Origin of the sequence: Pseudomonas sp. PvP028 (assembly GCF_017832255.1) — a bacterium.
Taxonomy (GTDB): Bacteria; Pseudomonadota; Gammaproteobacteria; order Pseudomonadales; family Pseudomonadaceae; genus Aquipseudomonas; species Aquipseudomonas syringae.
The window spans coordinates 2682749-2698163 of the sequence record NZ_JAFIBL010000001.1 but is presented as its reverse complement, the minus strand read 5'-3'; the positions used below and the strand labels follow the sequence as shown (position 1 = coordinate 2698163).

Annotated in this window: 7 protein-coding genes and 1 tRNA gene; 7 read left to right on the top strand and 1 reads right to left on the bottom strand. The window is 60.1% G+C overall.

What is annotated here, in order from left to right; all coding sequences use genetic code 11:
• The first annotated feature begins 62 nt into the window (after positions 1-62).
• From JOE34_RS12005 to JOE34_RS11975, 7 genes are all read left to right on the top strand, one after another.
• Complete coding sequence (locus JOE34_RS12005) at positions 63-4709, top strand: 5-oxoprolinase/urea amidolyase family protein (RefSeq protein WP_209995815.1); 4647 nt, start codon at positions 63-65, stop codon at positions 4707-4709.
• Positions 4710-4744: 35 nt separating this feature from the next.
• The gene (gene atzF / locus JOE34_RS12000) at positions 4745-6559 is read left to right on the top strand and encodes an allophanate hydrolase (RefSeq protein ID WP_209995813.1); all 1815 of its coding nucleotides are present in this window, start codon (positions 4745-4747) and stop codon (positions 6557-6559) included.
• A 129-nt stretch (positions 6560-6688) separates the two neighbouring features.
• Positions 6689-10024, top strand: a complete 3336-nt coding sequence (locus JOE34_RS11995) for a DUF6543 domain-containing protein (RefSeq protein ID WP_209995811.1) — start codon at positions 6689-6691, stop codon at positions 10022-10024.
• A 41-nt stretch (positions 10025-10065) separates the two neighbouring features.
• Positions 10066-10302, top strand: a complete 237-nt coding sequence (locus JOE34_RS11990) for a cysteine-rich CWC family protein (RefSeq protein ID WP_010424110.1) — start codon at positions 10066-10068, stop codon at positions 10300-10302.
• 35 nt (positions 10303-10337) lie between these two features.
• Positions 10338-11030, top strand: coding sequence for a pseudouridine synthase (locus JOE34_RS11985; protein WP_010424107.1), 693 nt, complete (start codon positions 10338-10340; stop codon positions 11028-11030).
• A 126-nt stretch (positions 11031-11156) separates the two neighbouring features.
• Positions 11157-12038, top strand: a complete 882-nt coding sequence (locus JOE34_RS11980; protein WP_004416378.1) for an alpha/beta hydrolase — start codon at positions 11157-11159, stop codon at positions 12036-12038.
• Between the two features lie 158 nt (positions 12039-12196).
• A tRNA-Gly gene (locus JOE34_RS11975) sits at positions 12197-12270 on the top strand.
• Positions 12271-12631: 361 nt separating this feature from the next.
• On the opposite strand, the gene JOE34_RS11970 is transcribed toward JOE34_RS11975, so the two are convergent.
• On the bottom strand, positions 12632-14989 hold the full coding sequence (locus JOE34_RS11970; protein ID WP_024664814.1) for a DUF4214 domain-containing protein: 2358 nt from the start codon (positions 14987-14989) through the stop codon (positions 12632-12634).
• Between the last annotated feature and the right edge of the window lie 426 nt (positions 14990-15415).

The following is a 15415-nucleotide window of genomic DNA, read 5'->3' as shown; positions in this document are numbered from 1 at the left end:
ATAGCGGGACGGCCCGCTTCCCATCACGAAACCGAGCGCGACTGGGTTTCCGGGGTTATGCCATGTTCGACAAACTGCTGATCGCCAACCGTGGCGCCATTGCCTGCCGCATCCTGCGGACCCTGCGCACCTTGCAGGTCAAAGGCGTGGCGGTGTATTCCGAAGCCGACGCTGCCAGCCTGCACCTGATGCAGGCCGACGAAGCCCACAGCCTGGGCGAAGGTGGCGCAGCCGGAACGTATCTGGCGGTGGACAAGATCATCGCCATCGCCAAAGCCAGCGGCGCCAAAGCCATTCATCCCGGCTACGGGTTTCTCTCCGAAAACGCTGGGTTCGCCCAAGCCTGTGAAGACGCCGGTATCGCCTTCGTCGGCCCGACGCCCGAGCAACTGCGCGTATTCGGCCTCAAACACACCGCCCGAGCGCTGGCCAGACAGCATGGCGTGCCAATGCTCGAAGGCACTGAGCTGCTCGACAGCCTGGAGTCGGCCATCGCGGCGGCTCACACCATCGGCTACCCGGTGATGCTCAAGAGCACGGCGGGCGGTGGTGGTATCGGCATGCGTGTGTGTCGCAGCGCCGAAGAGCTGGCCGACTCGTTCGAGGCGGTAAAGCGCCTCGGTCAGAACAATTTCAGCGACGCGGGTGTGTTCATCGAGAAATACATCCAGCGCGCCCGCCACCTGGAAGTGCAGGTGTTCGGCGACGGTCAGGGCGAAGTGCTGGCGCTCGGCGTACGCGACTGCTCGGTACAGCGGCGTAATCAGAAAGTGCTGGAAGAAACCCCGGCCCCGAACCTGCCGCACGGCATGGCCGAAGAACTCTGCATAGCGGCGGTGAAACTGGCCAGGGCAGTCAATTATCGCAGCGCCGGGACGGTCGAGTTCGTCTTCGACAGTGAAGATCAGCGCTTCTATTTTCTGGAAGTGAACACACGCTTGCAGGTCGAGCACGGCGTCACCGAGCAGGTGTGGGGCGTGGATCTGGTCAGCTGGATGGTGCAACTGGCCGCCGGTGATCTGCCGCCGCTGGATCAGTTGCAGGCCGGTCTGAAACCGGTTGGCCATGCAATTCAGGCGCGGCTGTACGCGGAAGATCCAGGCCGTGACTTTCAGCCCTGCCCTGGCCTGCTGACTGCGGCTGATTTCCCGCCTGCCGATGGCCGGACGCTGCGTATCGACACCTGGGTCGAGGCCGGTTGCGAGATACCGCCGTACTTCGACCCGATGATCGCCAAGCTGATCAGTTGGGCACCGAGCCGCGAGGACGCCAGCGCCGGGCTGATCGACGCGCTGAACGAAACGCGCCTGTACGGTGTGGAAACCAATCGCGACTACCTGCGCCAGATCATTGCCGACGCGCCGTTCGCCAGTGGCCAGCCATGGACCCGCTGTCTGGAAGATCTGGTGTATCACGCTGACACCTTCGAGGTGTTGAGCGGCGGCACCCAGACCAGCGTTCAGGATTATCCGGGACGACTGGGCTACTGGGCGGTCGGCGTACCGCCATCCGGGCCGATGGACAGCCGCGCGTTGCGCCAGGGCAACGGCCTGCTGGGCAACCCTGAAGGATGCGCCGCGCTGGAAGTCACCATGAGCGGGCCGCTATTGCGTTTCAACACCGATGCGGTGGTGGCAGTGACCGGTGCGCACATCCCGATCACTCTCGATGGCCAATCCTGTGCGATGAACACCGCGCTATTCGTGAGCGCCGGTTCGACGTTGTCGCTGGGCACCATCGCAGGTGCCGGTGTGCGCAGCTATCTGTGCGTGCGCGGCGGGCTCGACGTGCCGGATTACCTGGGCAGCAAAAGTACCTTTACCCTCGGCCAGTTCGGCGGCCATGGCGGTCGCGCGCTGCGCGCCGGCGATGTGCTGCACATCGCGCCCCTGGTGGAGCGCAGTGCGGGGCAGCGGATTGCCGACGAGGCACTTGAAGCGCTGACAGACGTGCGCCGGATGAGGGTCATTTACGGCCCGCATGCCGCCCCGGAATACTTTACTGAAGCGTACATCGAGAGGTTTTTCGCGACCGACTGGGAAGTGCATTTCAACTCCAGCCGCACCGGCGTGCGCCTGATCGGCCCCAAACCCGAATGGGTGCGTGCCGATGGCGGCGAGGCGGGGTTGCACCCGTCCAACATCCACGACAACCCGTATGCGATCGGCGCGGTGGATTTCACCGGCGACATGCCGGTAATCCTGGGGCCGGACGGACCCAGCCTGGGCGGATTCGTCTGCCCGGTGACCATCATCGAAGCGGACCTGTGGCAGCTGGGGCAATTGAAGGCTGGCGACAAGGTCCGATTCACTCCGGTGAGCGTCGAGGCGTGTCATGCAGAACGATGTGGAAGCGCGCTTGCTAGCGAAGGCTATATTCCTGACGCAGAAAATCCATCGACTGCAACGCCCTCTTCGCGAGCAAGCTCGCTCCCACAAGGCACCGCAAACTTCCGTAGGAGCGAACTTGTTCGCGAAGGCTATAGTCCTGACGCAGAAAATCCATCGACTGCACCGGCCTCTTCGCGGACAAGTCCGCTCCTACAGGAAGCCGCGTATACCCGTAGGAGCGAACTTGTTCGCGAAGACTATAGTCCTGACGCAGAAAATCCATCGACTGCAACGCCCTCTTCGCGAGCAAGCCAGATCCCACAAAGCACCGCAAACTCCCGTAGGAGCGAACTTGTTCGCGAAGGCTATATTCCTGACGCAGAAAATCCATCGACCGCACCGGACTCTTCGCGGACAAGTCCGCTCCTACAGGGCACCGCAAACTTCCGTAGGAGCGAACTTGTTCGCGAAGGCTATAGTCCTGACGCAGAAAATCCATCGGCTGCAACGCCCTCTTCGCGAGCAAGCTCGCTCCCACAAGGCACCGCAAACTCCCGTAGGAGCGAACTTGTTCGCGAAAGCTATAGTCCTGACGCAGAAAATCCATCGACTGCAACGCCCTCTTCGCGAGCAAGCTCGCTCCCACAAGGCACCGCAAACTTCCGTAGGAGCGAACTTGTTCGCGAAAGCTATAGTCCTGACGCAGAAAATCCATCGACTGCATCGGACTCTTCGCGGACAAGTCCGCTCCTACAGGAAGCCGCGTATACCCGTAGGAGCGAACTTGTTCGCGAAGGCTATAGTCCTGACGCAGAAAATCCATCGACTGTAGAGGACTCTTCGCGGACAAGTCCGCTCCTACAAGGCACCGCAAACTTCCGTAGGAGCGAACTTGTTCGCGAAGGCTATAGTCCTGACGCAGAAAATCCATCGACCGCACCGGACTCTTCGCGGACAAGTCCGCTCCCACAAGGCAACGCAAACTCCCGTGGGAGCGAGCTTGTTCGCGAAAGCTATAGTCCTGACGCAGAAAATCCATCGACTGTAGAGGACTCTTCGCGGACAAGTCCGCTCCTACAGGGCACCGCAAACTCCCGTGACAGCGAAGTTGTCCGTATAGAGGATCTGCCCTCCCCAGTCATCCTCGACATCGGTCAGGACGATAAACGCCTGGTTGCGCGTCTGTCCGGGGATACCCATCTGCTGCTGGAAATCGGTGCGCCGGAGCTGGATCTGGTGCTGCGTCTGCGCGGCCACGCCTTGATGCTTGCGCTGGAGGCCAAGGCGCTGGCGGGGGTGATTGATCTGACGCCGGGCATTCGCTCTCTGCAAGTCCACTACCGCCCCGAGCAACTGCCGCTTTGGCAACTGCTCGACATCATCGCCGGAGAATGGGACGCCGTGTGCGCCGCGAAAGACCTGCAAGTGGCCTCGCGCATCGTCCATCTGCCGCTGTCCTGGGACGACCCGGCCTGCCAGCTGGCCATCGAAAAGTACATGACCACAGTACGCAAGGACGCGCCTTGGTGCCCGAGCAACCTGGAGTTCATCCGTCGTATCAATGACCTGCCCAACCTCGACGAAGTCCAGCGCACGGTGTTCGACGCCAGCTATCTGGTCATGGGGCTGGGCGACGTGTACCTCGGCGCACCGGTGGCCACGCCGCTGGATCCGCGCCACCGGCTGGTCACCACCAAGTACAACCCGGCGCGCACCTGGACCGCCGAAAACTCGGTGGGCATCGGCGGCGCGTACATGTGCGTGTACGGCATGGAAGGCCCCGGCGGGTACCAGTTCGTCGGCCGCACGTTGCAGATGTGGAATCGCTATCGCGACGTCGCTGCCTTCGAGGGTAAACCATGGCTGTTGCGCTTCTTCGATCAGATCCGTTTCTACCCGGTCAGCGCCGACGAACTGGTGCGTATCCGCCGCGACTTCCCGCTGGGTCGCTTCGCCCTGAACATCGAACACAGCACCCTGAATCTGGCTGATTACCAAGCCTTCCTGACCCGCGAAGCCGAAGGCATTGAGGCGTTCCGCGCCCAGCAGAACGCCGCTTTCAACGCAGAGCGCGAACGCTGGATCGCCAACGGGCAGGCCGATTTCCAGAGCGATGAAGGCGTGACGCCAAACACCGAAGAACAGCCTCTGCAACCCGGCCAGCAAGGCGTCGACAGCCACATCGCCGGCAATCTCTGGCAAGTCCAGGTACAACCGGGCGAACACGTGGAAGCAGGCGACGTGCTGGTGATTCTGGAATCCATGAAAATGGAAATCCCCCTGCTCGCCCCGATCGCCGGCGTGGTGCAGGACGTCAGGGTGCAACCCGGCTCGGCAGTACGCGCAGGGCAACGGGTGGTGGTGCTGAGCGCAGACTGAATCGACCCACTTTTCACTTTCAAGGGAATCCCGTCATGAACGACATAGCACTGCCCAATGACCTGCGTCTGGACACCGTACGCGCGCTCTACCAGTCCGGCAAAATATCGCCGCGCCAGCTGATCCTGGCGCTGCGCGAAAAAGCCGCAAGGCTGAACAGCGATTATCACCTGTTCATCCACTTGCTCAGCCCGGCTGAACTCGAGCCTTATCTGGCTGCACTGGATGCTCGTGATCCCAAAGACCTGCCGCTGTTCGGCATCCCCTTCGCGATCAAGGACAATATTGATTTGGCGGCCATTCCAACCACCGCGGCCTGTCCGGACTACGCCTACACACCCGAGCACTCGGCAAGCGTCGTCGCGCACCTGATCGCGCTGGGTGCCGTGCCCATGGGCAAGACCAATCTGGACCAGTTCGCCACAGGTTTGAACGGCAGCCGCTCGCCCTATGGCGCCTGCCCCAACAGCGTGTTGAACGAGTACCCGTCAGGCGGTTCGAGCGCCGGCTCGTCGCTGGCCGTGGCATTGGGCGTCAGCAGCTTCTCGCTGGGCACCGACACGGCGGGCTCGGGCAGGGTGCCCGCGGCACTGAATAACCTGGTGGGAATGAAAGCCAGCAAGGGACTGATTTCCACGGCGGGCGTGGTGCCCGCATGCCGCACGCAGGATTGCGTCTCGACCTTCACCGCCACGGCGCGGGAAGCCAGCGAGCTATTGGCACTGATCGCCGCATTTGATCCGCGCGATGAGTACAGCCGTCGCAACCCTTCGTGGAACGACGCCTCGGCTTTCGGCACACCTCGCCCGTTTCGCTTCGGTGTACCCCGTGCGGAGGACCTGCAGTTCTTCGGCTGTACCGAGGGGCCGAGACTGTTCAACGCAGCTATCGACCACCTTGCAGCGCTGGGTGGCGAAGCGGTCACAGTGGACTTGTCACCGTTTCTCGAAGCGGCGCGGTTGTTGTACGAGGGGCCGTGGGTGGCCGAACGCTATAGCGTCGCCGGACAGTTAATGGAAGAACGTCCTGACGCGGTATTGCCGGTGATCCGCGACGTGCTGGCCAAGGCTCCCCAGGTCAGCGGGGTCGATACGTTTCGCGCGCAGTACCGTTTGCAAGCACTCAAGGCGACGTGCGATCGGGCACTTGAAGGCCTGGAATGCATGGTGACGCCAAGCATCGGCCGCCCGGTGACATCGGCAGAGCTGGCGGCCGAGCCGGTGTTGCGTAACTCGGAGCTGGGTTACTACACGAATTTCGTCAACCTGCTCGACTACGCCGCCGTCGCCGTGCCCAGTGCCTTCATGGGCAACGGTCTGCCGTGGGGCGTGACGCTGTTCGGACGCGCATTCACCGATCAGTACCTGCTCAGTCTGGCCGACGCCTTGCAACGGCAAACCGCCCTGCCCTTGATTGGCGGCGAAGCACCTCGGCTGCCTGTACCGCAAACCACTGCACGCAACGATAGGGCGCGGTTGGTGGTCTGCGGTGCTCACTTGGACGGACTGGCATTGAACTGGCAGCTCAGGCAACGAGGGGCACGCCTGCTGGAAACCACGCAAAGCTCGGCCGACTATCGGCTGTATGCGCTGGCCGGTGGTCCGCCCTTCCGGCCTGGCATGGTGCGGGTGGCCGAACACGGCGTCGCCATCGACGTGGAGGTCTGGGAGCTGCCAAGTATCGAGTTGGGGTCGTTCCTGACCGGCATTCCAGCACCGCTCGGGCTGGGCAAGGTGCAATTGGCCGACGGCCGCTGGGAGACCGGTTTCATCTGCGAAGCCTATGGTCTGGAGGGCGCCCGCGACATCAGCCATCTCGGCGGCTGGCGTGCGCACGTGCAACCGCAGTGAGCGCAAGGCGGCATGCTCGGGCGTGCCGTCTCGCTCTTTCAGCGCGACGGGAAGTTGCAATACATAGTTATGACCTTCCCCATCTCGCTTGCCGAAATAATGCGCATCCATTCATTTCGACCGCACGTCATGCCCCCCATCTGGAGTCCGCTTCGTCAGGACACGCTGTTTCACCCGTCCTCTTTACTGCTGGAGCAAACCAGCGTTCTGCGTCCCGAGCACAGCAGTAGCAGGCACGACACGCTGAACGCATCAATGCCGCTCATCCTGCCGGACGGCTTTTCAGTGCCCGAACCAACACCGTTGCCTGCGGTGACCGAAGAAAGCGAGCCGAAAGACGCCGCGCCACACATCGAGCGTCAACTCAGAGCCATGCGTAACAGCGCAGGTTTCCGGCTGATTGCCGACTCGACGTTACTCCTCCAAGCCTGCCAACTGGACATGGACTTTCCGCCGACGCGACAGGATTATGTTCGCCAGCAACTGACCACGCTGCTCACGCAGACGAGCGACAAGGCACTCGACCCGGACGCCCTGCAGATCACTTTCAGCAACGATGACCGACCTGCCGTGGACGACAGTGGACACGAGCATTACAGCGTCAGCCTGTCGCTGACCGATGTGGCGCTGGCCAGCTTCGAGCCTGCGCACTTCCAGGCGCTGTCGCGTAGCACCCTTGCCGATATTTCACTGTGCGAAGACACGCCTGCGCTGACAACCGCGCGGATGTTCAAGCGGATTGGCGAGCTGCCGCTCAAACGCAATTACAACGCCGTACTGCAGACATTCAGGACCCGGCACGAGGCAACCTGGCGCACCTTGTCGCGGCTGGCGTTCCTTGACAACCTGGCTCGGCAGCTCAACCACAGACACATCAGTCGGGACGGTTATTGGTTGGCGCTGGACGCCCTGGGGCTGGACCGGTTTCCCGCCGCCACCGACACGCTGAGCATGAGCGGACGAGGTGAAAAATCCGAAGTCCGAGCCCTGATGCTGAATGGCAAACAGGTGCCGGAGATATTTCAGATCAGCTCGAAAACCACGTCGCATTGTTTCATTCACATTCTGGGTGCCAAGGGTAACGTCATCGAATACATCAGCGATGATCCACGCCAGATGAGCAGGCGGCTGTTGGCGGCCATGAACGCCTCAGGGCTCTACGGCCAGGTATTTCTTTCGCTTGAGCAGCATGCCGGCATCGTTGTCGAGGCGCCGCTGATCGAAGGCGACCTGTTCACCGCAGTGACCCAGGCTTCGTTCGCCGGGCTTCTTGCCGACAGCCATGCGCGCAGCACGCTCGACCTGCTCAGGCCCGTCGCTCGTGGCCTGGCGCTGGCAGGTGCCGCAGACCTGTGGCAGACACAGCCGAGCATTCTGGAACAGATCCCGGTTGCGTCGAAAATGGCCGGGCAAGTCATGGCGAGCTATTTACAGGAAAACCACACGCTGACGATCAACCCCGAGCATGTGTTCATCGCTTATCGACCCGGCTATTCGAGCCCCCCCCTGGGCAACCCCCGGTTGCCGCCTACGTCTGTTCACACGCCCGACCCAAGGCCAATCAGCCTGAGCGAGGCGCTGATAAGCAATTACCGAGTCGATCATCCGGCTGGCTATATCGATCACGGCGGCGGCACCGTGGTGTTCTTCGACCCCACCGGGCAGGGCGACAGTGAGCAGGGTCAGGTGCTTGATATCAGCCCGCAGGCGCTCGAGGACTACATCAGAGCCTTCGACTTTCTGACCTGGATGACTCAACGCATCCACGACTTCTGGGATCAGCAGCGAACCACCATACAACAGGCATTCAGAACCACCTTCATCAACCAGGCACTGATCAGCCTGAAGCGCGGCAGCCTCACGCGCGGCACCTTCGATCTGCTCGTGGACACCCTCGCGCACCCTGCTCCTCATAACTGGCGGTCACTCGGTTTTTTCGTTCAGGGCGCGTTGATCGACGCCATGCAACAGCAGTACACCGGCCTGCTGGTACTTGAGCAGCCGGGCTCACCGAACGTGCTTTATCAGGCGGGCCATGCCGATGCGTTCATCGAGTTTGCAGACGACACGGCGCTGAAGCTGCATCTGAGCCGGGCAACGGCCAGTCCGGAGTGGCGTGAGACGGTCATGCGTTATGTTCCGCGCCGTCATCACCAGCGCCTGGACTACCTGCTCAAATTATGGGGCGGGACACAGGCGCCCAACCCGCCCGTTTCCATCCTTCGCCCCTGGATCGATGCGCTGTACAACCCTGACACACGCCAGGCCATGAACCACTCGTTGTGTGAGAAAAGGCTGGAAGACACGCCATTCGCTTTTCTGCACCGACTGCTCAAGCAGAACGCACTGGATGACGCAGAAGATCAGATCGTCACATCAACGCAGGTAACACTGGCGGACTGGACCGACCGGCTTCAGCAATTACAGCGGCTGCTGATGCCGATATCCTTGTTGCTGACACCTGCGCTCGTTGCCTCCCTGGCCACGGAGATTGGCATCACCTCGCTGGCCATTGCCGCAACGCATCTGCCAGGCAGCCGTTACGCAGAGAAAAACCAGGCGCTGCTGGCCACGCTAACACTGGGCTTGCTGCAACTGGCTCCGCACACGCCAAGGATGCTGCGCTCACTGAGCCGAATCGTAAAACCTGCCGTGAGCAGTTCCCAAACCGTAGCGATTACGCTCGACCGGGCGTTCGGCACCCGGCCGTTGCGCAGACAATTTGTCACCCCGCGCCAGACCCGGCTGGAGAAATTCTTTCACACCGACGCCCTGCTCAAACGCTGGACAGTCAGCACTGCCGTCTCGTCAAACCTGTTGCAGGTCCATGCCTGGAAGCTGGGTAAACGGTTCCTTTTATGGACGTCCGACAGGGGTCAGGCGCGCACTCTGGTGGTCAGCAGCCATGGGTACTACACACCGTGGACCCGGACGGTGAAGATCCCCAATGGCACCGAGATTCGCACCTACGCGCCGCATGGCTACGAACTGGTGGACCCGAAGCTGCATCGGGTCGTCAACAAGAACGCCCGGCCATTCGCACTTTCCAATACGGCGGTGCATAGCGTGATGCAGCCCACACCGCTTGAACCTCTACTTCTCACCGCCAAGCTGATAGCAGGCACTTCGCTGCCCGGCAGACTGAAGAACTACAGCCTGTCCAAGTTTCAGACGACGACCAGCGAGAGCTATGACGAGATCGCAAGCGTGGTGGGCAACTCGCGGGCGTCGCCCTTGCGCGGCTGGTTGCCGCCGACGCCGATGGATGTTCTGACAGTGCGCAACCGCTTCGGCATGCCCCCGCCATCCCTGGCCGACCTGTTCGAAAGCCTGTCCATTCAAGGCATCCATTACGACAGAATATTGCTCGTGCACTGCCGGTGTGCGGCGATATCGGCGCTGATGAACCGCTCACCCGTCTATCATGCCCCGACAGCGAGCTCGGTGATTGCTAATATGGCCTGAACCGGACATCCCGATCATCCAGCACGGCGCTTACTCTCGACATGACAACGGCCTCCCCTGACACCGCGCTGTGCCCCTTGTGCGGCTTCAGCAACCAATGCAGCCTGGCCGATCCGCGCACCGTGGACCGGCCCTGCTGGTGCTTTTCGCAAAGCATCGACCCGGCATTGCTGGCAGGCCTGCCGGATAACCTTCGCGACAAGGCGTGTCTGTGCCCGCGCTGCGCCGGGATCGAGGATGCCGCGCCAGGTCCCCAGGCACGCCGGGCCACAGAGTAAGATGCACGCCCCTTCCTCCGCTCGCCGTTATCGCCATGCGCCTTGATCGTTTCCTCAGCAACCTGCCACGCTTCAATCGTCAGCAAGTGCGCCTGGCACTGGCCAGCGGACGCGTGCAGGTAGACGGCCAGGCAACCCGCGACCCGCACCACGAAGTACGCGAATTCAGTTGTGTGGCGCTCGACGAAGAGATCCTCCAGGCAGGCAAAGTCCCCCGCTACTTCATGCTGCACAAACCTGAAGGCTGCGTCAGCGCGACGAGCGATGCGCAGCATCCAACCGTGCTCGATTTGCTGGACGAGCCTGACAAGCACGAACTGCATATCGCCGGACGGCTGGACTTCAACACCACCGGCCTGATGCTGATAACCAACGATGGTCAATGGTCGCGGCGCCTGACTCAGCCACAGACCAAAATGCCCAAGGTGTATTACGTCGAGACCGAGCAACCGATCGACGAACGCTACGCCGCGAAGTTTGCCGAAGGCCTGTATTTCGCATTCGAAAACCTCACCACACAACCGGCGCAATTGACCTTGTTGGGGCCGCAAAGTGCGCGCCTGAGCATTGTCGAAGGCCGCTATCATCAGGTGAAACGAATGTTCGGCCACTTCGACAACAAAGTGTTGCGCCTGCATCGGGAAACCATCGGCGCGCTGGCGCTGGACCCTGGCCTGCGCCCAGGCAGCTATCGCGCGCTGAACGCCGGCGAAATCGGCCTGTTTTGAACGTCATGGCCTCCTGGCAGACGCTGTTCGGATCGGCACAGGCCGTTGATCGACTATCGCATGTCTGTCACGAAACGCGGGCAATGTCATAGGCACGCATACCTGTCTACGCTAGGAGTGAAACCTATGTCGCCAGAAAAAGCAGTGCTCGACATACAAGGACAGTTTCGGGTTTATACCGAACTCTATCGCACCGATGCCGCCGCCAAGACCATCATTCTGGTCAACGGCTCATTGGCCACCACCGCTTCATTTACCCAGACCGTCCGCAACCTCTACCCGACCTTCAACGTGGTGCTTTACGACCAGCCCTATTCAGGCAAATCCAAACCGCACAACCTGCATGGCGCGCCACTGACCCGGGAAGAAGAAGGCCAGCTCCTGCTGGAATTGATCGACCACTTCAATGCCGAGCACGTGCTGTCGTTCTCGTGGGGCGGCGCGGCCACGCTGGTTGCTTTGGCGCATCGGCCGAAACGCATCGAAAGCGCAGTGATCAGCTCGTTCTCCCCAGTGATCAACGAGAAGATGCATGACTACCTGTGTCACGGCATCACGCACCTGGGCGCGCATAACCGTTATGACATGGGCCACCTGATCAACAACACCGTCGGCAAGCATCTGCCTACGTTGTTCAAACGCTTCAATTTCCGTCATATCAGCAGCCTGGATGCTCACGAATATGACCAGATGCATTACCACTTCAGCCAGGTCCTGGAGCTCGACCCGGACAATTACCTGACCGCAGGCAAGAACATCACCGTCCCCATACTGTTCATCAACGGAGCCCTGGACGAATACACCTGCGCGCACGACGCCGCCCACTTCTCCAGATACCTTCGCGACTGCAGCTTCAGCACCATCGACGCCACCGGCCACTTCCTGGACATGGAACACAAGGCCGCCTGCCGCGACTCGAAACAGGTACTGATGAATTTCCTGCAACCGGCACAGGTGTCACGCGACGTCCATAACCGGGTTCAGGACTACCCGTCCCTGACCTTCTGAAAACCACACACGAAGCCGCCGTCAGTTACGGAGCATCGTCATCTGGCGGTTGGTTTTCAGGGTGAGTATCAGGGGGCAAAGCGCTGCGGGGTGAAATTAGCGCTTCAAATCAGGGCAGGGTTCTGGTACAAAGTCAGCCGCTCAGAGCAGCTATCAGAGCGGGTATAGTTTAGTGGTAAAACGAAAGCTTCCCAAGCTTTAGTTGAGGGTTCGATTCCCTCTACCCGCTCCATCTTCCAGCCAATGATCCCGGGCATTCCAGGCAATTTCGCCCTAGCGCCTAAGCTCATCAATACCTTCTCGCCGCCCCACCATCAGTTCTCCCGGAAGCCCCGAAAATTTGGTGCACCGTCGACTCCCTCGACACGGCGTCTTGTCTGACCCGCGTTTCCCCTTCGATCACTCAATAAACCCCTACCAGGATGTCTGAGTTTTGAAGCTCAACGATCGCCCGGACAGCGTCAGGGTACAACTCAATCGACGAAATCTCCTTCTCCAATGCCTCGCTCAGCTCGACGTGTTTAGAAGCGGAGAGAGAAATCCCCAAGTGGTCTGCAACCCCGGCGAACGGAAGGTTTGCAGCCATCGCGAAGTCAAACCCAATCAGCATGCCCTACCAGGTGAATGAAGCCGGCATCGCCTTGAGTCAGTGCAGCAGACTCCGCGGAGTTGGCGATATTGAATGCGACCTGTCCACGGCTTGTGCCGCCGTCCAGCGATTGGACCCAATAGGCAAGGCCGTTAGCGTCGCTGCCTCTGTCCAGGACATTGTGATACAGATGTTCGACAAAGGCTGTATTGCTGCTGCCATTGGGCAGGCTTTGAGAAAATTCGGCAGATTGCACAAAACCACCCGCAACCTGGGCACCGGTTGCGCCTGCGGCGCCGTGAGACAGCCAGAACTTCAGGCCTTCAATATCGGGAGCACGATCCAGAATGGTATACAGACGACCAATGTTTGCCTGCGCAGAGTCGAGGACGAACAGTTCGCGATCTGCGAAATCGAGCACATTGAACCCACTCAGTTCGAATTTCGCCGCCGCTCCAGTGGAACGACTGACTGATAGCGTGCCGGTATCAAGCGCGCTGATCGTGTAGGCGGATGCAGCGTCGTTGAAAATAAAGGTGTCGATACCAGCGTTGCCCGCCAGATGCGAAACCGCATTGCTGTCCAGCCTGACTTCCTGCTCACTGATCTGATCATCCCCAGCCGTGCCGGTAGCCACGCCCTTGCCTACGACCATATCCAGATTGTTCCAGGCGTTATGAGCCACGATCCTGATGAACCCCGTCTCGCCTTCCGAGAGGTCACGGCTCTCGCGCGAATTCAGGAAGCCATCAGCGACCGCTGCTCGACTCACACCCGCCTGCAGCAGCGTGTTCCAGGACGACACACCTGATTCTTCGCCTGTGCGATGCAATACGGTCTGATAGAGATCAAGGACAAAGTCCCGATCACCAAGCCCGCTGTAGTGCTGCATCCCTTCAATGGAATTCAGAAAGCCATCGCGAATCTCTGCATACGAACTGCCGATCGCCTGCTGCGTCAGCCAGTTCTTCAACCCCTGATAATCGGGCGTCCGACCGAACAGTGAATAAAGCCTGGCAATGTCAGCCTGATCCTCGGTGAGCGCGATGTGATGAAGATCGGTGCTAAAACTCAACGAAACAGTGGCGTCACTCTCGGCGTTGAAGGCGCCATAACGGCTGTGAAAAGCCATGAGCAGTTCGTCAAGACTGGCATTGCGGTCGCTGAAAGACAGCCTTTCGACGCTTGAAAGTGTGTCCACATCGGACGTTTGCGCATCATGAACGCTGAGGGTGGCATTCCTCACCAGCGCGGTATCGTACGTTGCAAAGTAGCGAGCACCTGCCTCGGTATACAAGGCGGTGTCGATGCCGTTGCCACCATTGAGCACGTCCGAGCCCGCCCCACCCATCAGCCGATCATTGCCATCGCCGCCTTGCAACTGGTCATTGCCCGCGTTGGCATTTAGAAAGTTGTCACTGGCGTTGCCTATCAGCGTATCTGCGCCTGCACCGGTGATGGCGTTCTCGATAACCGTACCGCGCGCGATTGCAATATTCGATAGACCGCCGTATAGGCTGGAAAAAGCTTCACTTCTCAGATCGACTGTCTGAGCGCCGACATAGGTGCTGACGTTGATCGTGTCGTTGCCGCCCGAATCATAGATCGTGGCCACCAGGCCGGGCACGAAGTCGGTTCCGGTGTTGATGGAAGTCTTGTTGAAACTGTAGGTATTGTCACCTGTGCGGGTAACGGCGGTGCCGTACAATGACTGGATGGCTACGATATCCGCCAGCATGGGGGTAGCGACATAGCCGAAAGAGGCGTTGGAATACGTATTCTCGTCCTGGCTGAAGTAGGACATCACCGAGTATTTCCAGCTGTCCTCTTGATAGAAGGCATTGTTGGGGAAGGTCGCGCTCCCGTTATAATTGCCCGCATGGCCCAACCCCAGCGCGTGGCCGATTTCATGAATGTAGGTTTGCTGATAATACAAACCGTATTTCACCCAATCGGAAGCGATGTTGACGCTGCTGTCCGAGATGATGCTGCCTGCATAATTGGAGTTGCTGTACGCACCGCTTTTTTGTTCGCTGAAATTGATCGCAGCGGCAGCGGTGGTTTCCACAAAGTTTAGGCCGCTGACATTGGTCCAGGTTTGCAGCGCATATCGAGCAACAACCTGAGCGCTTGCGCTCAAACTTGCCAGGTTGACAGTGAGCGACCCTCCGGCGTGCACGTCAAAATGGTGCTGGGAACCGCCATAGGCGTCGTGCCAATAGCCATTGGTAAGGTAGTTGGCTTGTTGGTCGAGCGTCAGGTGCCCAAGCGCCGCTTGGTTGGTGGCTGTCTGTTTAGCCGCACCCTGGCCAGTCGCTCCTTCGTCCCAAAGTTGGGTAAGTGCATCGCACATCGAACACATGTAGAAACTCCGGGGCAACGGATGCCTGGCCAAGTTAATTACGCAAGAATCGGGGACGGATAGGGAATGAGTTCAAGCCGCTGAGACGGGTTTGAAAGCTGGTTTCATGACCTTCACGCGCGTTTGCTCCGCCTTGATCTTGACGATCGTGTTGCTCTTCGAGAAGGTACGCCAGGACGCGGTCGAAGACCGTCAATCTCATTGCTGATGAGGTTGTCGGCATGCTTTCTTGCGACTTAAGGCGGTGTTTCCTGGAACCGATGAAATACAGCCGGGGGAGGCTGGAGGAAGCGTTCTGGCTGGGCAGGCGGGCAGGCCGCCCGACGTTCGAGCGGAATCTACGTCCTTCTCATCATCGTCCCGGCTCGCTATCGCGTTCAATCGGGTCAAGACAAATTCAAACATCCACCCGAACCACTAATCTCC